The organism is Paraburkholderia unamae (genome assembly GCF_003096875.1).
Classification (GTDB): domain Bacteria; phylum Pseudomonadota; class Gammaproteobacteria; order Burkholderiales; family Burkholderiaceae; genus Paraburkholderia; species Paraburkholderia unamae.
The window spans coordinates 43,520-65,033 of the sequence record NZ_QEOB01000030.1; the positions used below are offsets into that span (position 1 = coordinate 43,520).

The window sequence follows — 21,514 nt, forward strand, 5'->3', positions numbered from 1 at the left end:
TTCGAGGCCTTAGCGCGTCACTTCATCGAACGCGGCCAGCAGGCGTTCGACATCGGCGGCGTGAATGTCGCCCATCGTCGAGATGCGGAACAGTTCCGCCGACAAGCCGCCCTGCCCCGCGTAGATCACAAAGCCTCGCGCCTTGAGCGCGTCGTGCAATTTCGGATAATCGACGCCTGCGGGCAAGCGGAACGCGCGCAGCACCACCGACGATTCGTCCTTCGGCAGCACGCTGTCCATGCCGCGCGCGGCGAGCCCCGCGCGCACCTGCTCGGAGAGCGCCGCATAGCGCGCGTGACGCGCCTGCCAGCCGCCCTCGTCGGCGAGTTCGCGCAGCGCTTCGACGAGCGCGTAATACGCGTGCACGGAAGGCGTGAACGGCGTGTTGCGCTGATCCTGCAACGTGGCGAGACGCTTGAGGTCGAGGTAGTACGTGCGGCTATGCGCCGGTGCCAGCGCCGCGCGGCGCACCACCACGAAGGCCGCGCCGGGCACGCCGTGCAGGCACTTGTTCGCCGTCGCGGCCACCGCCGCGATGCTCGTGTCGCCGAAGTCGATCGCTTCGGAACCGAAGCTGCTCACGCCGTCCACGAGCATCTGCACGCCGCGCGCGCGGCATGCCTCGCCCAGCGCGCGCAGGTCGTTCAGGCGGCCCGTGGTGGTTTCGTGATGGATGATCGCAACGTGCGTGATCGACTTGTCGGCATCCAGCGCGGCGGTGATGCGCGCGAGGTCCGGCGCCTGCATCCAGTCGTGCTTCACAACTTCATGCGCGATGCCGTACTGCTTCGCGATGGCCGTGATGCGCTCGCCGTACACGCCGTTTTCGACGATCAGCAGCTTGCCGTCGGCGGGCACGAGCGTCGAGATCATGCTTTCGACGGCGGCCGTGCCGGAACCCGTCATGAGCACGGCCTGCCACTGCGCGGGATCGAGTTCGTAGACGCCCACGAGACGCGTGCGCGCCTCTTCCTGCACGTCGAAGAACTCGCTTTCGCGATGGCACAGGTCTTCCTGAAGCAGGCTCTGGCGCACGCGTTCGGTGAGCGTGACCGGGCCGGGATTGAGCAGCAGCATCGGCATATCCTTATTGAGCGAGCGCGCCGATGTGGCGCATGAGACGCGTCTTCACTTCGGGCGGCGTGATCGTGGGGCGCGGCAGGCCATCGGGCGTGCCGCGACGAATCGTCAGGCATACGAACCGCGTGCCTTCGACACCCGAAGCGCCCTTTGCGCGTTCGCGCGAGGCGGCGAGCACATTGTCGAGCGTGACGAGATCGTCGCCCTCCACGGCGTCAGCGTAGCCGCAGGCGGCGGCCACGTTGGCGAACGACACTTGCGCCGACACGGTGGCCTGGCCACCCGTCGAATCGTGCGCGCCGTTGTCGAGGAGCACGTGCGTGAGGTTCGCGGGGCCATAGGCGCCGAGCGTGGCGAACACGCCCATGCGCATGAGCGCCGCGCCGTCGCCGTCGAGCGCGACCACGTTCAGGTCGGGCCGCGCAAGCGCGAGGCCGAGCGCGAACGGCGTGACGCAGCCCATCGAGCCGACCATGTAGAGCTGGTTCGAGCGGTCGTCGAGCGCATAGAGTTCACGGCCGCAGAAACCCGTCGAGGCGACGACCACGGTCGACTCGGCAGGCGTCGCCGCGATCACGCGTTCGAGCGCCTGCTGGCGCGTGGGCAGTTGCTCAGGAGTCCGTCCAGTCCACTTTGCCTGCGCAACGGGCAGTGCATGCTTTGCCGGCATCGCGCCGCCGCCCTTCAGTTCGTACGGCGCGACGCTGCCCTTTTGCATCACGAGCGCATACGGGCGGCCCGTTTCGTCCATGTGCTTGACGGCGCGTTCGAGCGCCGCGGCGATCTGGTCGGCTTCCGTGGGAAACGTCTCCCACGGAATTTCCATCGTCTCCAGCATTTGCGGCGTGACCGGGCCCATGAGCGCGTGCTGCGGCTCGTCGGCCACGCCCGGCTGGCCGCGCCACGTCACGATCAGCAGTTGCGGCAGGCGGAACGTCCACGTGAGCGAGGTGAGCGGGCTTACGGCGTTGCCGAGGCCCGAGTTCTGCATCATCGTGATGCCGCGCTTGCCCGCGAGCGCCACGCCCGCGATCACCGCGACCGCGTCGCCTTCGTTCGCCGCGCTCACGTAGTGCAGCGAATCGTCTTGCAGCACGTAGTTGATGAACGGTGTGAGGTACGAACACGGCACGCCCGCGTACCACTCGAAGCCGCGCGCACGCGCCGCTTCGACAAACTGTGCGGCTTCGATCACGCGTTGCCCTCCGCGCCCAGCGGCGTTTGGGAATGCGCGAAATCCCCCGCGCGGCGGAAGTCTTCGAGGTCGTTCACACCGCGCCAGTGGCCATGCACGTATTGCACTTCGATCTTCTCGCCGTCCGCGATCAGCGCGTTGAGCAGCGCGGGCATGTCGAGCGTGTCGAAGTCGGCGCGCGTTTGCAGTTGCGCGAGCTTCTTCGCGAGCTTCGCTCGGCCCGCGCCGCGCACGTTCACGAGACCGATCCAGCGGCCGTGCGCCGCCACGCCGTTAGCGGCGGGTTCGCTCGCCACGCGCTCGAGGAACACCTTGCTGCCGAACAGATCGCGCTCGTCGGCGGCCGAGCACCATGCGAAGTCGCGCGTGCTGCTGTTCTCCGACTCGGGCGACGAATCCACCACCACGCTGAAGTCCGCTGCGCTTTCCACGAGATCGCGAAGAATGTAGCTGCGGAACACCAGGTCGCCGTACGAGATCACCGTGTCGTTGTCGAGCGCGCCAACCGCGCACGCGAGCGACGCGAGTTCGTTCGTTTGCGCGAAGCGCTCGTTGCGCACGAGCTTGATGCCCGCCGTGTCGATGGCTTCGGCCTTGTAGCCGCCCACCACGGTAATGTCGTTGACCGACTGCTTCTTGAACGCGTCGACGAGCCAGCGCAGGAGCGGCTTGCCCGCCACGGGCAGCATGACCTTGGGCTTGTCTTCGGTGTAGGCGTCGAGGCCCGAACCACGGGTCGCGGCCAGCACGATGGCCGAACCTGCTCCGCGCGACGTCGCGGAAAGGTAGCGGTCTTCGGCTTCCGAGTATTCGTCGGCGTCTTGCAGGCGGAAAATTTCGTTGACCGTAGCAATGCGGTCTTCGACGTCGACGAGCGTCTGCGTTTCGTAGATCGTCTTCGTCACGGCCTGCATGGCCGAAACGGCCGCGCGGATCTGGTGGTTCGCCCAGATCACCGTGCTGATGCCCGCCTTGCGGAACACGTCGGTCGGCGTGCTGTAGTACTTGGTCGGCACGATCACGAGCGGGCCGCGGCCGGCCCATTCGCGCGCGAACGTGAGGATCTCGTCAGCTTTCGAGAGCTTGCTGTGGATGAGGATCGCGTCCGCGCCCGCCTGGCGATACGCCTCGGCGCGCTTGAGCGCTTCGTCCATGCCCCAGCCCGCGATCAGCGCCTCCACGCGCGCGACGATCGAGAAGTGCTCGTCGGTCTGCGAGTCCTTGCCCGCCTTGATCTTGCCGCAGAATTCGTCGATGTCGGCGAGCGGTTGCGCTTCGCCGCCGATGAAGCTGTTGGTCTTCGGGAACACCTTGTCTTCGATGCAGACGCCCGCAATGCCGCGCTGCTCCAGCTTGCGCACGAGACGGCGCACGTTGTTGAAGTTGCCGTAGCCGGTGTCGCCGTCGAGCAGGATGGGCAGGTCGCTCGCGTCGGCCATGAATTCGAGGTTGTCGACCACCTGGGTCCAGCTCGCCTCGTTGTTGTCGCGCACGCCGAACTGCGCGGAGATCGAGAGGCCCGAGCCCCAGATCGCCTTGAAGCCCGCTTCGCGCGCAATGCGTGCGGAAAGGCCGTTGTGCGCTTCCATCAGGAATTCGAGTTCGTTGCTGGTCAGCATCTGGCGCAGCCGCGCGCTGCGCGACGTGGCAACAGCGGCGGGGATCAGAGCGGGTTCGCGTGCGTTCATTCTTCTTCACTCCAGTGGACGTCGCGAAGGCGGCAGCACCTGCTGCGCCGCGCGCGTCGCATCGTTGGGAAATCCATCGGGACCCCGGGGCCAGCGGCCTTTGTGGGGCCGTGAGAGAAAGGCCTCGGAAAAAAACAGGCGCTCAAAACTGGGCGCCGGCGGGGCCGAAGCCGCGACTATAACGGAAACGATTCTTATCCGCAGTCGATCACCGCAAATAGTGGCAAATCATGGAGTTGCAGTGAAAATTGTGGCTTTTATCGGTGGTTTCGCGTGCATTTCAGCGCGGCGTCATACCAGCGCGGCGTCAGCGTGCCGCGCGTGGCCGCTTCTTTTGTCTGACGAATACTTGCCTGGGCAGGGTTCCTCCTGGGTCTCGCGTACGTTTGCGCACGCCGTAAACACAGGCTGGCGGCAACGTTTCGCCAGCCGTACAGCCCCTGTGAAATACCCGACCGACCATGCAGACGATGACACTCAACAAGAAGCTCCGCTCGATGATCGCGATCCTCTGGATCGGCCTGCTGCTCATCGTCGCCTTTGGCGCCTGGCAAAGCCGCGACGCCATGATCCGCGAACGACGCGCGCAGCTCACCTCGCTCGTCGAGGAAGCGATGAGCATCACGAACTACTACTACGGTCTCTCGCAACGTAACGCCCTCACCGAAGCCGACGCGCAGAAGCAGGCGCTCGCCGTGATCGGTTCGATCCGCTACGGCGCCGACGGCTATCTGAGCGTCAACAACTCGCAGTCGGTCATGCTCATGCATCCGATCAAGCCCGAGCTCGACGGCAAGAAGCTCACCGATTTCACCGATCCCGCCGGCACCCACGTGTTCAGCGAGCTCGTGAACGCCGCGAGCGGCCCGAACGGCGGCTTCCTCGACTACCTGTGGGCCAAGCCCGGCCACAGCGAGCCCGTGCCCAAGACGAGCTACGGCCGCCGCTTCGCGCCGTGGGACTGGGTCATCGTGACGGGCATGTACATGGACGACGTGCGCGCCGAGTTCTACGACAGCCTGTTGCGCTGGCTGGGCGTGACCTTCCTGCTGGGCGCGGCGGCCACGGCCGTGATGGTGCTCGTGGTGCGCAGCGTGCGCCGGAGCATCGGCGGCGAGCTGGAAGGCGCGGTGGACGCGGCCAACCGCATCGCCGAAGGCGACCTCACGCTGCGCGTGCAGGTGGAGGGTCCGAGCGAGCACAGCCTCATGCGCGCGCTCGCGACGATGCAGGGTGCGCTCGTGCAGACCGTCTCGCGCGTGCGCAGCGGCGCGGAGAACATCAACGTGGGCGCAAACGAAATCGCGGCGGGCAACACCGACCTGTCGCAGCGCACCGAGCAGCAGGCGGCGGCGCTCGTGCAAACCGCGTCGAGCATGGACCAGATGACGGCCAACGTCCGCCAGAACGCGGACAGCGCGCAGCACGCCGCTACGCTCGCGAGCCAGGCCGCCGACGTCGCCACGCGCGGCAGCGCCGTCGTGGACGACGTGGTGCGCACCATGGGCGACATCACGACGAGTTCGCAGCAGATCGGCGACATCATCGGCGTGATCGACGGCATCGCGTTCCAGACCAATATCCTCGCGCTGAACGCGGCAGTGGAAGCGGCACGCGCGGGCGAGCAGGGCCGCGGCTTCGCGGTGGTGGCCGCCGAGGTGCGCAGCCTCGCGCAGCGCTCCGCCACAGCGGCCAAGGAGATCAAGGCGCTGATCGAAAAATCGACGGGCACGGTGAGCGAAGGCCAGCAACTCGTGACCAATGCGGGCACGACGATGACCGAGATCGTGCAGTCGGTGCGCCGCGTGCACGAGATCCTCGAAGAGATCAGCCACGCCTCGCGCGAGCAGAGCGCGGGCATCGAGCAGGTCAACCGCGCCGTGGGCGAGATGGACCAGGTGACGCAGCAGAATGCGGCGCTCGTGGAAGAAGCCGCCGCCGCCGCGCACTCGCTCAAGGATCAGGTGAGCGTGCTGCGCGACTCGATTGCGAGCTTCCAGTTGCCGGCGCACGCATAAGGGCTCGTAAAAGCGGACCCTCGCCGGCTGCGCGCCGGCTTCGCTTCATCCCTGCCGGGCCGCATTCGCGGCCCGGTTCGCTTTGCGGCCGTCCTTCCCCTCCTGGCACCGCTCGCGGTGCATGACCACGCGCAACGCGCGCCCAATCGACGTGCCGTCCCGCGCACCCATCATTTCAATTAAATTACATCATGTTTACAATATAGCTCTGCCAAGCCACCCCGCCTTGCTCATGATCCGCTCCAGGAAACCGCCGCGCGACCCGCACGCGGCCGCGACCCGTCACCCGATGCTCGCCCCGAGCCTGCCCGCATGGCGTTCGAAATTCATCGTGTTCGTCACGTTCGCGGCCTTCGCGGCGCTCGCCGGACGCGCGTTCTGGGTTCAGGTCGCCAATCACGGCTTCTACGTGAAGCAGGGGCAAAAGCGCTACCAGCGCACGCTGGAGCTCGACGCCATGCGCGGGCGCATCGTCGATCGCAACGGCGCCCTGCTCGCCGTGAGCCTCGCGACCTTCGAAGTCTGGGCCAACCCCAAGGTGCTCGACGCCGCCGCGCACGCGCCGCTCGCGCGCCTGCTCGACATGCCGCTCGCGGAACTGGACCGGCGGCTCGCGGGCAACCGCAGCTTCGTGCTGCTCAAGCGTCAGGTGGATGCCGAAAGCGCCGCGCACATCGACGAAATGGCCACGGGCGGCATCACCCTCATCGCCGACTCCAAGCGCTACTACCCGGAAGGCGAATCGGCCGCGCACGTGGTCGGCTTCACCGACGTCGAAGACGCGGGCCAGGAAGGCGTGGAGCTCGCCGCGAACACGCGCCTGCGCGGCACACCGGGCCAGCGCGAAGTGATCCGCGACCGGCTCGGGCGCGTCGTCTCGGAGCCGAGCGAGCGCGTGCAGCCGCGCAACGGCGACACCGTGCAGCTCACCATCGACCGCCGCGTGCAACAGCTCGCCTATACGCAGCTCAAGGCGGCGGTCGCCAGGCACCATGCGGAAGCGGGCAGCGTGGTGGTGCTCGACGCGCACAACGGCGAAATCCTCGCGCTCGCGAACTGGCCGTCGTTCGATCCGAACGATCGCGCGCGCCTCACGGGCAAGCAGTTGCGCAACCGCGCCGTGGTCGACACCTTCGAGCCCGGCTCGACCATCAAGCCGGTGGTCGTCTCGCTCGCGATGGACCTGCGCAAGGTCAACGCCAACTCGATCATCGACACGTCGCCGGGCACGTACCGCATCGGCCCGGCGACGATCCACGACACCTCGAACCACGGCCGCATGACCGTGGCCGAGGCCATCCAGAAGTCGAGCAACATCGCGCTTGCGAAGCTGGCGCTGAATCTTCCCGCGCAAACCATCTGGGACAAGTATCAGGAGTACGGGCTCGGGCAGAAGCCCGGCGTCACGTTCCCGGGCGTGGCGCCCGGCCGTGTGCGGCCGTGGGCGCGCTGGCGCCCCATCGAGCAGGCGACGATGGCGTACGGCTACGGTCTTTCGACATCGCTCCTGCAAATGGCGCAGATCTATACGGCCTACGCGGGCGACGGCACGCTGCACCCGGTCACGCTGCTGCGCGATGCCCAGGGAAACACAGGCGGCGCCGCGGCAGCGCCGCGCGCGGTCACCACGCCGGCCACGGCCGCGGCCATGCGCAAGATGCTGGAAATGGCGACGAGCGAAGGCGGCACGGGCCGCGCGGCGAACGTGGACGGCTATCGCATAGGAGGGAAAACGGGCACCGCGCGCAAGCAGGTCGGCGCGGGATACGCGAAGAACCGCTATCGCGCGCTGTTCGTGGGCATGGCGCCGATGAGCGAGCCGCGCGTGATCGTCGCGGTGATGATCGACGACCCGGCGGGCAAGGCGTTCTATGGCGGGACCGTTGCAGGGCCGGTGTTTTCTGGCGTGACGGCCGGCACGCTACAGTTGCTCGGCGTGCCGCCGGACAGCGTTCAGGTTGTGGCCGATGGACGGGCCAAGGGCACTTGAACGCGCTGTTGGTGTCGCTTGCGCCTTTTGTGCGGCTCGCACGTTCTCTCAATCACTGAGCGGCGCGAGCCCACACGTCACCACACATCACAAGCGATGCTTAATTGCTGCCGCCCGACACGGCGGCCGGCGCCCCCGCTTCGCCGTTCGCCGCAGGCGGCGCGCCATAACCCGACTGCGCAACCTGCCCCTGCTGCTGGCGCTCCTGCGCAAGGCGCGCTTCCTTCGCGCGCTTTTCGGCGAGCAGACGCATGGCTCTTTGCGCGTCTTCCGGATACGTGACATCGTTCGCCGATGCCGGGTTATAGCCCACCGACTCCAGATCGATCAGCTCCTGCACGACCTGCGCGCGCGTGACCGGGCCATTGTTGTTGCTCACGGACTGGGCAAACGACATCGCCGGGACGATCGCCATCATCGAAACCAGCGCCGTGCGTACCATTGCGTTCTTCACTGTGCTCTCCATTCGGGACTCGCGGCCATGCGCCAGGCGAGTCGATGGGGAAAGTCTACGCAGCGAAGCGGCGCTAAAAAACGGGCGCAATCGGTAGGGACTCTTCTATTCCTCGCAAGATTGATAAGGACTTCTGCTGGCCCGTCCGGCACGGCAGCGCGGCCGAGGGGCCGGGCACCTCAAATCTGGTCGCGGCCGAACGCGCGCAGGCCGTTGAGATCGAGCACATCCACGCGGTTGTACGAAAGCGCGACCAGGCCGTGGCGCTCGAGCGTCTGGAGCGCCTGATTGATCCGCTGCCGCGACGCGCCCGCCAGCATGCCGATCTCTTCCTGCGAGATGTCGAGCGCGTGGCCCGACTCGGGATAGAGATCGGGATTGAACATCTGCGCGAGCGACTGCGCAACGCGCGCGTCCACGTCGAGCAGGCGGCTGTTCTGGATCAGCGCGATGAACTCGCCCATGCGGTTGTTGAGCTGATGGATCACGAAACGGTTGAACGGCAGGCTGCAATCCATGAGCCGGTGGAACGTGTCGGCGGGCACCGCCATCACGAGCGACGGTTGCAGCGCGATCACGTCGTAGCGGCGCGGTTCGCGCTTGATGACGCTGCCCTCGCCGAACCAGCCGCCGTGCGGCACGCCCGAAAACGTGCAGCCGCGCCCCGAGGCGTTGAAGATCGCGAGCTTCACGAGCCCCTTGCTCACGCCGAGCCACCAGTCCGAGGGCGCCTCGCGCGCAGCGACGATCGCACCCGCCGCATAGCCTTGCGCATGCGAGGAAGCCAGCACCCACTCGCGATGCTCGGGCGCAAGCGCGCGAAACCAGGCGCAGCGCTCGAACAGCGCCGCAAGGCGCGGCGCGTTCGTGGCGTCGATACGCTCGCCCTCGCGCCACGCGTCGCGCAGGGTCGTGGGAGAGCCGGCCGGAGCGTGCTCGGGCCGGGCCCCGTGCGGGGGCATAATGGACTGCGACATCGCGCTTTCCTGGGTTAAATCAAGGGTTTCGCTCGGGATCGTTCGCGGCGGCCCGCTCTGTCGCGCCGGCGACAGACTGGCGCACGCGGTCCTGCTACGGTAGCGCGAATCATACCTATAAATGGATAACCGGCCGCCACGGCCCTGCGATCGTCTGGAGACACCGCCATGTTGCACCCGTACGAAGAAGGTCTCGCGCAACGCGAAGCCAATTATGTGCCGCTCACGCCCATCGACTTCATCGCCCGCGCCGCCGAGGTCTACGGCGACCGGCTCGCGATGGTCCACGGCGACGTGCGCCGCAACTGGCGCGAAACGTATGCGCGCACGCGGCGGCTCGCGAGCGCGCTCGCCCAGGCGGGCATCGGCCGCGGCGACACGGTCGCGGTGCTGCTGCCCAACATCCCCGCGATGGTCGAGGCGCATTTCGGCGTGCCCATGCTCGGCGCGGTGCTCAACACGCTCAATACGCGGCTCGATGTCGCGACGATGTTGTTCATGCTGCGTCACGGCGAGGCCAGGGCGCTGATCGTCGACACCGAATACGCGGCGCTCGCGCAGCGCGCGGCGCTGGAATTTCCGCAACTGAAGATCATCAGCGTGGCCGACGTCGCGCCCGCCGACCCCGAGTTCTTCCCGCGCGCAACCGATTACGAAACCTTCCTCGAACAGGGCGACCCCGAGTTCGCCTGGGCGCCGCCGCACGACGAGTGGGACGCCATCGCGCTCAACTACACCTCGGGCACGACGGGCGACCCGAAGGGCGTGGTCTATCACCATCGCGGCGCGTACATGAACGCGGTGAGCAACATCCTCGAATGGGATCTGCCCAAGCACGCCGTCTACCTCTGGACGCTGCCGCTCTTTCACTGCAACGGCTGGTGCTTCGCGTGGACCATCGCCGCGCGCGCGGGCGTGAACGTCTGCCTGCGCAAGTTCGACGCGAAGCTCGTGTTCGACCTGATTCGCAACGAGCGCGTCACGCACTACTGCGGCGCGCCGATCGTGCAGGGTGCGCTCGCCGACGCGCCGGCGGAGTATCGCGAGGGCATCTCGCACACGGTGCGCACGATGGTGGCCGGCGCGCCGCCGCCGCCCGCCGTGATCGCGAAGATGAAGGTGATCGGCATCGAGCTCACGCACGTCTACGGCCTCACCGAGGTGTATGGCCCCGCCGCGGTGTGCGCGGTGCAGGAGCGCTGGAAGACGCTGCCCGACGAGGAGCAGGCGCGCCTCGCCGCGCGCCAGGGCGTGCGCTATCACCTGCAAAGCGGCGTGAGCGTGCGCAACGCCCAGACCATGGAGCCTGTGCCCGCCGACGGCGAAACGCTCGGCGAGATCATGTTCCGCGGCAACATCTGCATGAAGGGCTACCTGAAGAACGAGCGCGCGACCGAAGAGGCGTTCCGCGGCGGCTGGTTCCACACGGGCGACCTCGGCGTGATGACGCCCGACGGCTATGTGCGCATCACCGACCGCAGCAAGGACATCATCATTTCAGGCGGCGAGAACATCTCCAGCATCGAAGTCGAGGACACGCTGTATCGCCACCCGGCCGTGGCGCTCGCCGCCGTCGTGGCGATGCCCGACCCGAAGTGGGGCGAAGTGCCTTGCGCATTCGTCGAGCTGCGGCCCGGTGCGAGCGCGACCGCGGAGGGGATCATGGCGCACTGCCGCCTCTTCCTCGCGCACTACAAGGTGCCGCGCGCCGTGAGGTTCGGCGAGCTGCCGCGCACGGCCACGGGCAAGATCCAGAAGTATGAGTTGCGCACGCAGGTCGGCTCGCAAAGCGCCATCGACCTGAGCAGCGCGCAAACGCCGCCGAAACCGGCGCAGTAAGGCCGGCGAAAGGCCGTTGCGTGACGTGTCATGAACGCAGCGGCCTTGAATGCAGCTCGAATTGGCCTCGAATTGCGCCTCGATCGCCCCCGAATCGCCCTCGAATGTAACGCCAATTGACAACCCGACCCTCCCGGGCATGTGGACAACTGTCATGCGCCCCGTTTAATCCGTTCTCCATCAAGGGCCAACTGTCAGATCGGCCTCTTTCGTGTGACGGATGCTGTGAAACGAAAGCTTACAAGTGCTCACGTATTCCTTTCCTCACGGCCGATAAGCTTTGAACCGTGGTCGCAACACAAGGCACTCCGATGCCGCGTGACGACGAAACCGAAGAGGAGGTAACCACATGAATACGAAGAGCTGGAAGACCCCCGCCCGCGCTCTCGCTGCCGCGCTTATCGCAGGCGGCGCATTGCTGGGCGCGACGAGCGCCTTCGCGCAATCCTCGCCGTACGGGCTGCGCGCCAACTCGGCGCCGCAATATGGCGAGCCGCACATGATGCCGGTGGATGCGCGTATTTCGATCGGCTGGCACGACAACCGTTACTACGACGGCCACCGTTACTGGGAACACGACGAGTGGATGCATCACCATCCGCACGATCCGGGTCCCCCGCACTACCGTGACGACGACCGTCGTCCGCCGCCCCCGCCGCGTTACTGATCCGGGCGTGCTTCACATGTGACCCGCATGTGACCCACCTGTGATCGACAGGGCAAACAGGGCAACACCGAGGCCGGTCCTCCCCCACGGGGAGACCGGCCTCGGCGCATTTCCACGTCTTACTTCGCGCGCTTTCGATCCTTTCGCCAACTTCCTCAGCAATCCGAATCAAAATGGCGACAAGGCCCGCCACACGGCGTGTCCGGCGCAGCGGCGCCCGGCTCCGGCAGGCTTCGAAAGCCGGACGTCAGTAATCGCAGGTAATGCGCAAGCGTTGCCCGTGGCGCGTCGCGCGGGTAACGTTATTGGGCGTTTCGTTCCCCGGAGCGCACGGTGTATTCTCATTGCCCGGCCAGCGATGGCCGGGATTTTTTTTGGGCGCGACGAAACGAATGCGCCCGTCAGTGCCGGGCAAACGATCGGCCCGAACCTGGTTTTTTTCCGATTGCCGAGTCAATTTTGCGGACGTAAGGTGGTGTCGCCTCTTGAGAACAGGCGAGCCTTGTGACCCCCGGTCGTGAGATCTTGCGACCGGGGATTTTTTTGCCCCTGATTTGCGTGGGACCGCGGCGGTCTGCCGGGATTCGCGTATGCCGGAACGGCGCCGCGAGGGAATGCGAGGGGAAGAAGAGAAGGCGGAAAACATGACGGATCACCGAATGAGGAGTTCGGCGTCGCTCCAGCCAGAGCTAGATCCGTCATGTGATGCATTATCAGGCCTGGCAGACTGGGCGTCACTAGCATCTGACGCAAGAAACCGTTACGTAATTTGTGAGGATATGGGGACGGACGTCGAAGGCGCCCCGCCCGCATCGGTTAACATGACGGTTTCCCCCGGCGGCGCCGCGCGCCGAGCCGCCCCGCTTTGCCCACCGCGTCGCCCACTGTTTTGGCCACCTTTACGCTCGCCCACACTGTCAGCGCGGATCTGGAGATCCGCAAGAGCCGCTTCATCGCGCATGCGATTCCCGTCGCCGACCGCGAAGCGGCCATGGCCGAACTGCGCCGCCTGCGCGAAGAACACCCTGCCGCCACGCACGTCTGCTGGGCGCTGCTCGCGGGCGGCCAGTCGGGCATGTCCGACGACGGCGAACCCTCCGGCACCGCCGGCCGCCCGATCCTCGAAGTGCTGCGCCATCACGACCTGGACGGCGTGCTCGCCGCCGTGGTGCGCTACTACGGTGGCGTGAAGCTCGGCGCGGGCGGCCTCGTGCGCGCCTATACCGACGCCATCGCGAGCGCCCTGCAAGGCGCCACGCGCATCGAGCGCATCGCGCAGGCGCGCCTCACCGTCGAAATGGGCTACCCCGACGAAACACGCGTGCGCCACTGGATCGAGCAGGCGCAGTTCACGCTCGTGGACAGCCAGTACACGATGACCGTGCGCCTCACGGTGCAGATGCCCGCCAGCAACGTGGAAAACGCGCGTGAGGAACTGCGCGACCTCACGCAGGGCCGCGCGGGCTTCCCCGAGCACGTGTGAAAGCGTCGAAAAGCAACTGAAAGCGGCGGCCGGCGCCATGTCGGCCAAACTTTTCAATTTCTTTTCGATTCTTACATAAAGTTTCATGAAAGCTTGCCGTAATGAAAGAAAGTCCACGCTTTAAGCGTGTCCTGTCGATCCGACGCACCAGAACGAACGGACTTCTTTCATGGCAAGCACGATCACGAACACCACAGCCAGCGCGAACAGCGTCCTGAGCGACGCCGCGCAATCGATCATCAGCGGGGCGACCAACTCCGCGCTCGACGTCAACCAGCTCGTCAAGGCGCTCGTCAACGCGAAGATGGCGGGACCGAGCGCCGCCCTCGCCGCGCGGCAAACGGCCAGCAACACGACGCTTTCGGCGTTCGGCACGCTCAAGTCGTCGCTCGCCTCGTTGCAAACCGCGCTCGAACCGTTCAAGGACGGCGCCGCGCTCCAGCGCTTCACGGTCACCGCCAGCGAAAAGGACAAAGGCCTGAGCGCCGTGGCCGGCAAGAGCGCCGTGGCCGGCAGCTACACGGTCGAGGTGGATCACCTCGCAACCGCCCACAAGCTCGCCTCCGACGGCTTCGACACGGGCGCGACGCTCGGCACGGGCGCGCTCGACATCTCGATGGGCGGCAAGTCGATGCACCTGACGATCGCTGCGGGCAGCAACACACTCTCCGACATCGCGGCGGCCATCAACCGCGCGGCGGACAATCCTGGCGTCACGGCCTCGATCGTGAACGGCACCGACGGCCAGCACCTCGTGCTCAGCTCGACCAAGACGGGCGCGGCCAATGCGATCGAAGTGAGCGCAGACGCGGGCCTCGACGCACGCCTTGGCTCCGCGCAGATGCGCGAAGTCGTGCCGGCCGGCGACGCCGAACTGCATATCGACGGCACCCGCGTGACGAGCGCGAGCAACACGCTCGAAGGCGTGGTGAGCGACCTCACGATCAAGCTCGAGAGCGCCTCGGTCGGAACGAAGCAGACGCTCACCATCGCGCCGGACATGACGGCGACGGGCACGGCCATCCGCGACTTCGTGAAGGCCTACAACAGCTACGTGGACGCAATGAGCGGGCTCACCTCGTTCACGGCCGGCACCGACTCGTCCAGCTCGCACTCGGGCGCGCTGCTCGGCGACTCGGTCGCGCGCATGCTCTCCGAGGCGCTGCCGGCCGTCATCGCGAACGGCGTGAAGGGCGGCGACGGCGTGCGCCATTCGCTGGGCGAGATCGGCATCAAGCTGGACAAGACCGGCAAGCTGGAGATCGACGACAAGACCTTCGACAAGGCGCTCCAGCCGGATAACCGCGCGATCGCCACGCTGTTCGGCAGCGGCGGCATCCCCGCGAAGCTCGACGCCGCCATCAAGCCTTATGTGCAGTCGAGCGGCATCATCGAGCGGCGCACCGACGCGCTCAACAAGGAACTCAACGACATCAAGCAGCAGTCGACCACGCTCGAAGCGCGCGCAGCGCTGCTCACCACCAAGTTCAATCGCCAGTTCACGGCGCTCAACACGCTCATGACGACGATGAACAACAACGCGCAATACCTCACGCAACTCTTCGGCGGCGCGAACAGCGCGGGCGCACTCGCGACCAACCACAAATAAGCCGTGTCGAAGACGTGAACCGGCGCGCCTGCACGAAACAGGCGCGCCGGTTTTACGTTGGCGTGGCGATGCGCAGGAATGAATGCCCGATCGATAATCGCAGGCAAAAAAAAGCCGCCGAACGCATCGGCGGCCAACAGGGGACGTGAAGAACAACCGCGAATCGAACTATCGAATCGACCCGACGCACCCATCATGGCGACGCAAAATTAAGCCAGACTTAAACGCGCGCAAAAAACGGTGAAGAATTCCGCGAAGACCGCGTTGGGCAGTGAAAGAACGCGCAATAATGGGCTCGCTATAATGAATTCGGGCTAGGTGCTCGCTGTATTGTGTTCGCGTGACCGCCTTTCCAGTTCTTTCCGTCCTTTACTCAACCCGGAAGAGCCACCATGTTTTTCGACAGACTGCATCGGTTTATAGAAGGCGCCGGTCCCGCGCGGCGCCATCGCGTATGGAGCAAGGTGCGCATCTTCGTTGCAGCCATGGGCACGCTCGGCTCCGCGGCAGGCATCGCCATCGCCGTGATCGGCCTCCTTAATTTCGATCACCGGAAGGTCATTACGGGCGTGGCCATCATCATTGTTTGCACGGTGATTTACGTCTCGATCCTCGTGCGCGACCGCAATCGCGTCGATTAGCGCGTCAAAGCGCCGATGCGCGGCGGCAAGCCGCGCATCGGCATCATGCGTTCATCGCTCGCCGGCCCTCGACTCACTCCACGCGCTGGCCGTTGCGCGTCACCTGGACAGCGGTCGCGCCCACATAGTCGGCGCGAATGCTGTCACCCACCTTGAGCGAACCGATCGGCACGTCCTGGGGCACGGCCACCACCACCGTGTGACGCGGCCCGCGCAACGTCACCTTGCGATTCTTGTGGTCGATCTTCTGCACCGTGGCGACCACCTGAATGGCGCGCGCCTTGGCCACCACACCCTCCGAAGCCGGCGAGGTTGCCACCGTTTCGACACGCGAGCGTATGCCCTTCGTGCTCACCTTGTCGGCGCGCAGCAGCACTGCCTCCCGGTAGAGAATGTCCAGCTTGTCGCCGGGCGCGAGCTTGCTCACGTTGCCCACCGCCGGATCGACCGTGATCGTCTCCTGCTTGCCGTTATCGCCGCGCAGCGTGACCGCGTTGTTCGCCGCGTCGATACTCACCACCGTGGCCGTGCCCGAAATCTCCCCGACCTGTAGCAAGCCGCCCGGCGCGCTGGCAGGCGCGGCCTCCGATGCGGTTTGCGCATAAAGCGGCACGAGAGGCGAGGCACCAAAAGCGAGAACAAGAACGGCGCCGAGCAGCGGCGCGGACGTACGGTAACGCATGGACATGGACAGGCTCCTTCTCCGGATCGTGGATGACAACACAACGCAGGCGCGCGGCGCGCGCCTCATACGCCGTCCGCGCAAGCCGCTTCGGCTACGCAGCGTCGATAGTGGGCATACACGCGTTCGCGCTCGTCGCTCGCGAGCTGACGCTTTTCGACCAGCCTCAGCATGCGATGGCGGTCCGCGCCAAGCGTCGCGTAGTAGCGCTCGGCATGCAGACGCCGCAAGCGCTGGTAGAAGTCCGGCCCGGGCAGACCCGAGTCGGTCGCGAGCAACGACGCATAGTCGGCTTCGCCCGGCTCGCACAACGCCGCCGCGGCCGTCTCCAGTTTTTCATAGCGCTCACGCAGCGGCACGTCGCCTTCAAAGAGTGCGTGAAACGCTCCATACGGCACCAGCGAGCGACGGCTCGCGGCGCGACGCAACAACCTGCTTACCCTTTCATCAATTTCTCTATGCATCCCCACGACCAGGAAATGGGCCGACGCCTATGCTGCACGGCGCTTGCAAAAGGCACGCACATGGCGGCCCGGCAGGATTCAAGGAACCGTTTCATTTCGCAACGCGAAGCGAATCCGGCAATCGCCATTCGTTTCATTCCAATCCAATCCGCATTGAAATCAACCTGGAATGTTTGCGAAAAGTATTCTGCACAAAAAAATCATTTCGCTCCCTGAAATTGCACGGCCGACGAAAAACGTCCGACTATGGAGAGCGACGTCGAAATACGGGAAATGCTATCGGCGATACGCTAACAAACGTCTCAAGGCGCGCTTCGATATTTGATTTGCATTGTTTCGGCAACATTGGCGCCTATCGAAAGACCCATGATTACTCATACGAAACAATGCGCAATGCCCGGCCGCATCTTGCTCCGAGTAATTGAGTAAAAAAGTCAGGCTATTCGCCACAGATGGCGGAAACGACCGCATTGCAGCATCCGCGCGAAATGGCGGCCATCATTGTTGAGCAATCCGAGTCGGTTGTTTTTTCTCATTAGTTCAGGATTATCCACAAGTCAAGCAGACTATTTTTCCGCTGACTATACACATTCCCTACAAAAACAATTATTAATATCCGCTGCGGAACACCGAGGCGTTTCGCTACACGCGCCCTTCACCGGGCGTCGATTTCGCCGTCCGCCATGGCTTTCGCGTCACCGCACCCGGCGCGGGATTCATGGCAAGCGAGAAGACCCGCATGCAGGAAGAGGGTTACAGGTGCGGCACATCCGCAATGCCGCATGACCGGAATCTTTCGTCGACGAGTGAACACATGCTTACCCGAACCGAGAACCTGCCGAGCGTCGCGAGAAGAATGGCCGCCGGCCAGATGTTGATGGAAGGCGCGACCGTGAATAGCGTCGCCGACTCACTTCACCTTTCCGCCCAGACGGTGAGGCGCTACAAATCGATTGTCGAAGATGGCGGTCTCGCCGCGCTCAAGCAGATGAGCGTGGGCGGCCGGCCCTCGGTGCTCGACCAGGCCGCGCTGGGCTGGATCGCAACCGCCCTGCATGGCTCGGCGCGGGACCATGGCTTCCCGAGCGACGCATGGACCAACAGCCGCGTGCGCGAGCTGATCGGCCGCCAGTTCGGCGTGCACTATTCGCGCGTCTATACCTGGCAGATCGTCTCGAACCTCGGCCTCGGCCACCGGCTGTCGAAATCGGCACGCTAAGCGGCATGCACCGGCACCGCACGCCCCGCGGCGCATAGCGGGCGCGCGGCAAGCCGGATTGCGTCAGCTCGCGGGCGCGTCGCGGCCTCGGGTTCCGGCTTCGGAATCCACCACCGGCTCCGCGCCCTCGTCGGTCCATTGTTGCGAGCGGACCTGATTGCGGCCGGCATCCTTGGCCTCGTAGAGCAGGCGGTCGGCTTCGGCAAGCAGCTTCGCCCCGCTGCCGCCGACCGGCGGATTGCAGCTCGCGCACCCCACGCTGACCGTCACGCACCCGTGGTGCGTACCGTTCAGCGTGAGATTCGCCGACTCGATGCGTTGGCGGATCTTCTCCGCAATGCGCGTTGCGGCCTCGAGCGCCGTACCCGGCAGCACCACCGCGAACTCCTCGCCGCCAAAGCGCGCGGCGAGATCCGTCGCGCGCCTCGAACCGGCCGCGATGCGCCCGGCCGTGAAGGTCAGCACCTCGTCGCCGGCGCTGTGCCCGTAGGTGTCGTTGAAAAGCTTGAAGTGATCGATGTCGAAAAACAGCACGGAAAGCGGCGTGCCGTCGCGCACCGCGTGCTGCCATTCCTCCACGAGGCGCCGGTCCAGCGCGCGCCGGTTCGCCAGTCCCGTGAGCGGGTCGGTCACGGCGAGGCGCAGCAGCTCGCTTTCGGCCACGACCTTGTCGCGCAGCGCGAACGCGAGCACCCAGGACACCGCGACCCACGCGCCGCCGAACACCGTCGTCATGACCAGCGCGATATAGCTGCGCCGCCGCCAGCCTGCGAGCACGTCCGCCACGGCAGGCGCCACGACGACGATGAGCGGCGCGTTTTTCACATGCGCATAGGTGAAGATGCGCTCCACGCCGTCGAGCGCCGAATGGGCCGTGAAGGAGCCCGCGTCGTGGTGCGAAAAAATCGCGTAATTCGGTAGATCGCCATAATTCGCCCCCGCGCCGCGCAGCGAGGCGGGCTTGCTCGCGAGCAGCGTGCGGTCGTGCATCATGATGAACAGACGCCCGCCCTGCCCGACGTCGATCCGCTCCAGGAGCTGCTGGAAATAATCGAGGCGCACGCCGAGCAGCGCCACGCCCGCGAAGGAGCCGTCGGGCGCGTTGATGCGGCGCGAAAGACCGATGCTGGGTATGCCGCCGCGCAAGCGCGAGCGGTACGGCTGAGAAAAATAGAGGCCTGCCTGCGGGTCGCGTTGCTGCGCGATGAAGTAATCGCGGTCGGCGAACGAAAGACCCGCCGCCCCGGCTCGCCCGAGCGCGTTCTGCGACGCCCTCACGTGGCCCGTGGCGTCGATCACATAGGCACCGCCCAGGTTCGACGCCGCCGTCGCGCGGTCGAACAGCACGCGCTGGCGCAGCGCCTCGGGCATGAGCCAGGTTTGCGGCTGCTGCGCCGCCATGACCACGGCCTGTAGCGACAGGTCGTAAATCTCCATGTTGCGCGCGATGTCGTTGCTGATGAGCTGCACGAGGTTGCGCGAGTTCTCGGCCGCGTGGCGCAGTTCTTCGGCACGGCCCTCGTAGAGCGCCGCGTAGGTCAGGATCGCCATCACCGTCGCGACGAGCGTGCCCGAGAGCGCCGCGAAGAACGGATAGTGACCGATCAGGCGCGTCGCCCGCTTCGCCTGCGCGTGCGCCCATCGACGCACCCGAAGATGCGGCGAAAGAAACCCTCGTGGCATCTGCGCAATCCTCCGTCAGTCGGCGGGCCGCGTTGCAAGGCCCGAATCCGGCCACCGAAATTCAGCGTTTGCCTCACACGCCGCAGGGTGGCCTACGGCGATTTATAGGGCATGGCTGGCACAAATCCGTCATCAAACCGAAACCTGCGCGGTTCACGATCGAAGGCGAAACCTCTGCCTTCCCTCCATCCCCCAGGAGCGTGCCCGTCATGCCAGATCTTTCCCTGTCACCCCAACCGGGCGCCGCCCAGGCGCGTGGGCGCAATGCGAGCCTGCTCGCCTTCCTCATTGTCATCGCGGCAGGCGCCGTGTACGTGGGAATGCATCTCGCCGACGACCTCTCGCCGGTGCGCGAAAGCTCCGCGCTGCCCTGGCTTCTGCTTGGCATCGCGCTCTTGATCGCGCTCGGCTTCGAATTCGTGAACGGCTTCCACGATACCGCGAATGCGGTTGCGACCGTCATCTATACGCACTCGCTTTCGCCCAACATCGCCGTGATCTGGTCGGGTGCGTGGAATTTTCTCGGCGTGCTCACGTCCACCGGCGCGGTGGCCTTCGGCATCCTGCAACTGCTGCCCGTCGAGCTGATTCTCCAGGTGGGCAGCAGCGCGGGCTTCGCCATGGTGTTCGCACTGCTGATCGCCGCGATCATCTGGAATCTGGGCACCTGGTACTTCGGCCTGCCTTCGTCGAGCTCGCACACGCTGATCGGCTCGATCATCGGCGTGGGTCTCATGAACCAGCTCATGCACGGCGCGAATGGCGCTACGGGCACGAGCGGCGTGGACTGGAGCCAGGCGCTCGGCGTGGGTAAGTCGCTGCTGTTTTCGCCGATCGTGGGCTTCCTGCTGGCCGGGCTGCTGCTGCTCATCCTCAAGGCCGTCGTGCGCGTCCCCGCGCTCTATTCGGAGCCGAAGGGCAAGGAGCCGCCGCCGTTCTGGATCCGCGCGCTGCTGATCCTCACCTGCACGGGCGTCTCGTTCGCGCACGGCTCCAACGACGGCCAGAAAGGCATGGGCCTCATCATGCTGATCCTGATCGGCACGGTGCCCACCGCCTACGCGCTGAACCGCGCCGTGACGGCCGAGCAAACGCAGACCTTCGTCGCCGTCGCGCACGACGCCACGCGCGCGCTGGAGCGCTACACGAACGGCGTGGCCGCGCCCGCCGATTCGCGCGCCGAGGTGCAGCGCTTCATCAGCTCGCGCAGCCTCTCCAGCACGACGGTGCCGGCCCTCGCCGCGCTCTCGAACCAGGTGGCCGACCAGGTGCACGGCTATGGCTCGCTCGCGGCGGTGCCGCAATCGGTCGTCGACAACGTGCGCAACAACATGTACGTGATCTCCGAGGCGATCCGCCTGATCGACAAGCAAAAGGCGGTGGCCTTCTCAGCCGACGATGCGAAGTCCATCGATAACTTCCGCGGCCAGATCGACCACGCGACGAAGTTCATTCCGACGTGGGTGAAGGTGGCCGTGGCGATCGCGCTCGGCCTCGGCACGATGGTGGGCTGGAAGCGCATCGTGGTGACGGTGGGCGAGCGCATCGGCAAGCAGCACCTGAGTTATGGCCAGGGCGGCTGCGCCGAGGTCGTGGCGATGGTGACGATCGGCGCGGCCGACGTGTACGGCCTGCCGGTTTCGACGACGCACGTGCTCTCCTCGGGCGTGGCGGGCACGATGGCCGCGAACGGCTCGGGCCTGCAATGGAACACGGTGCGCAGCCTGGTAATGGCCTGGGTGCTGACGCTGCCCGCCTCGATCGTGCTGGCCGGGGCGCTTTATTGGGTGTTCAAGCACCTGTTTTGAGCGCGAACGGACGAGAA

The 21,514-nt window shown here is 65.8% G+C and carries 17 protein-coding genes; 9 read left to right on the forward strand and 8 right to left on the reverse strand.

Features of this window, described 5'->3' with window-relative positions; translation table 11 throughout:
- Nucleotides 1-9 precede the first annotated feature (9 nt).
- From C7402_RS39605 to aepX, 3 genes are read right to left on the reverse strand one after another with little or no spacing between them, the layout of a single operon-like run.
- Entirely contained in the window at nt 10-1,077 is a 1,068-nt protein-coding gene (locus C7402_RS39605; RefSeq protein ID WP_116614423.1) for a 2-aminoethylphosphonate aminotransferase, read from the reverse strand.
- Between the two features lie 10 nt (nt 1,078-1,087).
- Nucleotides 1,088-2,275 (reverse strand): phosphonopyruvate decarboxylase, encoded by a 1,188-nt coding sequence (aepY, locus tag C7402_RS39610; protein WP_116614424.1) that lies wholly within the window; start codon nt 2,273-2,275, stop codon nt 1,088-1,090.
- The gene (gene aepX / locus C7402_RS39615; RefSeq protein WP_112171057.1) at nt 2,272-3,963 is read right to left on the reverse strand and encodes a phosphoenolpyruvate mutase; all 1,692 of its coding nucleotides are present in this window, start codon (nt 3,961-3,963) and stop codon (nt 2,272-2,274) included. Before aepX ends, aepY begins: the two co-directional genes overlap by 4 nt.
- A 470-nt stretch (nt 3,964-4,433) precedes the next feature.
- Between aepX and C7402_RS39620 the strand changes: the two genes are divergently transcribed.
- Both C7402_RS39620 and C7402_RS39625 read left to right on the forward strand, forming a co-directional pair.
- Nucleotides 4,434-5,981, forward strand: a complete 1,548-nt coding sequence (locus C7402_RS39620) for a methyl-accepting chemotaxis protein (protein WP_112171056.1) — start codon at nt 4,434-4,436, stop codon at nt 5,979-5,981.
- A 232-nt stretch (nt 5,982-6,213) separates the two neighbouring features.
- Nucleotides 6,214-7,971, forward strand: coding sequence for a peptidoglycan D,D-transpeptidase FtsI family protein (locus C7402_RS39625; RefSeq protein ID WP_116614425.1), 1,758 nt, complete (start codon nt 6,214-6,216; stop codon nt 7,969-7,971).
- A 100-nt stretch (nt 7,972-8,071) separates the two neighbouring features.
- On the opposite strand, the gene C7402_RS39630 is transcribed toward C7402_RS39625, so the two are convergent.
- Together C7402_RS39630 and C7402_RS39635 are read right to left on the reverse strand one after the other, a co-directional pair.
- The gene (locus C7402_RS39630) at nt 8,072-8,425 is read right to left on the reverse strand and encodes a DUF4148 domain-containing protein (protein WP_244315041.1); all 354 of its coding nucleotides are present in this window, start codon (nt 8,423-8,425) and stop codon (nt 8,072-8,074) included.
- 179 nt (nt 8,426-8,604) lie between these two features.
- Nucleotides 8,605-9,402, reverse strand: coding sequence for a Crp/Fnr family transcriptional regulator (locus C7402_RS39635; protein WP_181565529.1), 798 nt, complete (start codon nt 9,400-9,402; stop codon nt 8,605-8,607).
- Nucleotides 9,403-9,570: 168 nt separating this feature from the next.
- Between C7402_RS39635 and C7402_RS39640 the strand changes: the two genes are divergently transcribed.
- The 5 genes from C7402_RS39640 (at nt 9,571) to C7402_RS39660 (ending at nt 15,641) form a co-directional block, all read left to right on the forward strand.
- On the forward strand, nt 9,571-11,241 hold the full coding sequence (locus tag C7402_RS39640) for an acyl-CoA synthetase (RefSeq protein ID WP_116614427.1): 1,671 nt from the start codon (nt 9,571-9,573) through the stop codon (nt 11,239-11,241).
- A gap of 349 nt (nt 11,242-11,590) precedes the next feature.
- Nucleotides 11,591-11,908, forward strand: a complete 318-nt coding sequence (locus C7402_RS39645; RefSeq protein ID WP_112171052.1) for a hypothetical protein — start codon at nt 11,591-11,593, stop codon at nt 11,906-11,908.
- 889 nt (nt 11,909-12,797) lie between these two features.
- Nucleotides 12,798-13,391: an IMPACT family protein gene (locus C7402_RS39650; protein WP_112171051.1), complete on the forward strand. Its 594-nt coding sequence runs from the start codon at nt 12,798-12,800 to the stop codon at nt 13,389-13,391.
- A gap of 169 nt (nt 13,392-13,560) precedes the next feature.
- Nucleotides 13,561-15,000, forward strand: coding sequence for a flagellar filament capping protein FliD (fliD, locus tag C7402_RS39655; RefSeq protein ID WP_116614428.1), 1,440 nt, complete (start codon nt 13,561-13,563; stop codon nt 14,998-15,000).
- Nucleotides 15,001-15,392: 392 nt separating this feature from the next.
- Complete coding sequence (locus C7402_RS39660) at nt 15,393-15,641, forward strand: DUF2964 family protein (RefSeq protein ID WP_112171049.1); 249 nt, start codon at nt 15,393-15,395, stop codon at nt 15,639-15,641.
- Nucleotides 15,642-15,714: 73 nt separating this feature from the next.
- Here C7402_RS39660 and C7402_RS39665 read toward each other — a convergent pair whose 3' ends face one another.
- Both C7402_RS39665 and C7402_RS39670 read right to left on the reverse strand, forming a co-directional pair.
- Entirely contained in the window at nt 15,715-16,329 is a 615-nt protein-coding gene (locus C7402_RS39665; RefSeq protein WP_116614429.1) for a hypothetical protein, read from the reverse strand.
- 59 nt (nt 16,330-16,388) lie between these two features.
- Nucleotides 16,389-16,754: a hypothetical protein gene (locus C7402_RS39670; RefSeq protein WP_112171047.1), complete on the reverse strand. Its 366-nt coding sequence runs from the start codon at nt 16,752-16,754 to the stop codon at nt 16,389-16,391.
- Between the two features lie 847 nt (nt 16,755-17,601).
- On the opposite strand from C7402_RS39670, the gene C7402_RS39675 reads away from it, so the two are divergent.
- Nucleotides 17,602-18,006, forward strand: a complete 405-nt coding sequence (locus C7402_RS39675; protein WP_112171129.1) for a helix-turn-helix domain-containing protein — start codon at nt 17,602-17,604, stop codon at nt 18,004-18,006.
- Nucleotides 18,007-18,069: 63 nt separating this feature from the next.
- On the opposite strand, the gene C7402_RS39680 is transcribed toward C7402_RS39675, so the two are convergent.
- On the reverse strand, nt 18,070-19,689 hold the full coding sequence (locus C7402_RS39680; RefSeq protein ID WP_116614430.1) for a GGDEF domain-containing protein: 1,620 nt from the start codon (nt 19,687-19,689) through the stop codon (nt 18,070-18,072).
- Between the two features lie 209 nt (nt 19,690-19,898).
- Between C7402_RS39680 and C7402_RS39685 the strand changes: the two genes are divergently transcribed.
- Nucleotides 19,899-21,497, forward strand: coding sequence for an inorganic phosphate transporter (locus tag C7402_RS39685; RefSeq protein WP_116614431.1), 1,599 nt, complete (start codon nt 19,899-19,901; stop codon nt 21,495-21,497).
- Nucleotides 21,498-21,514 lie beyond the last annotated feature (17 nt).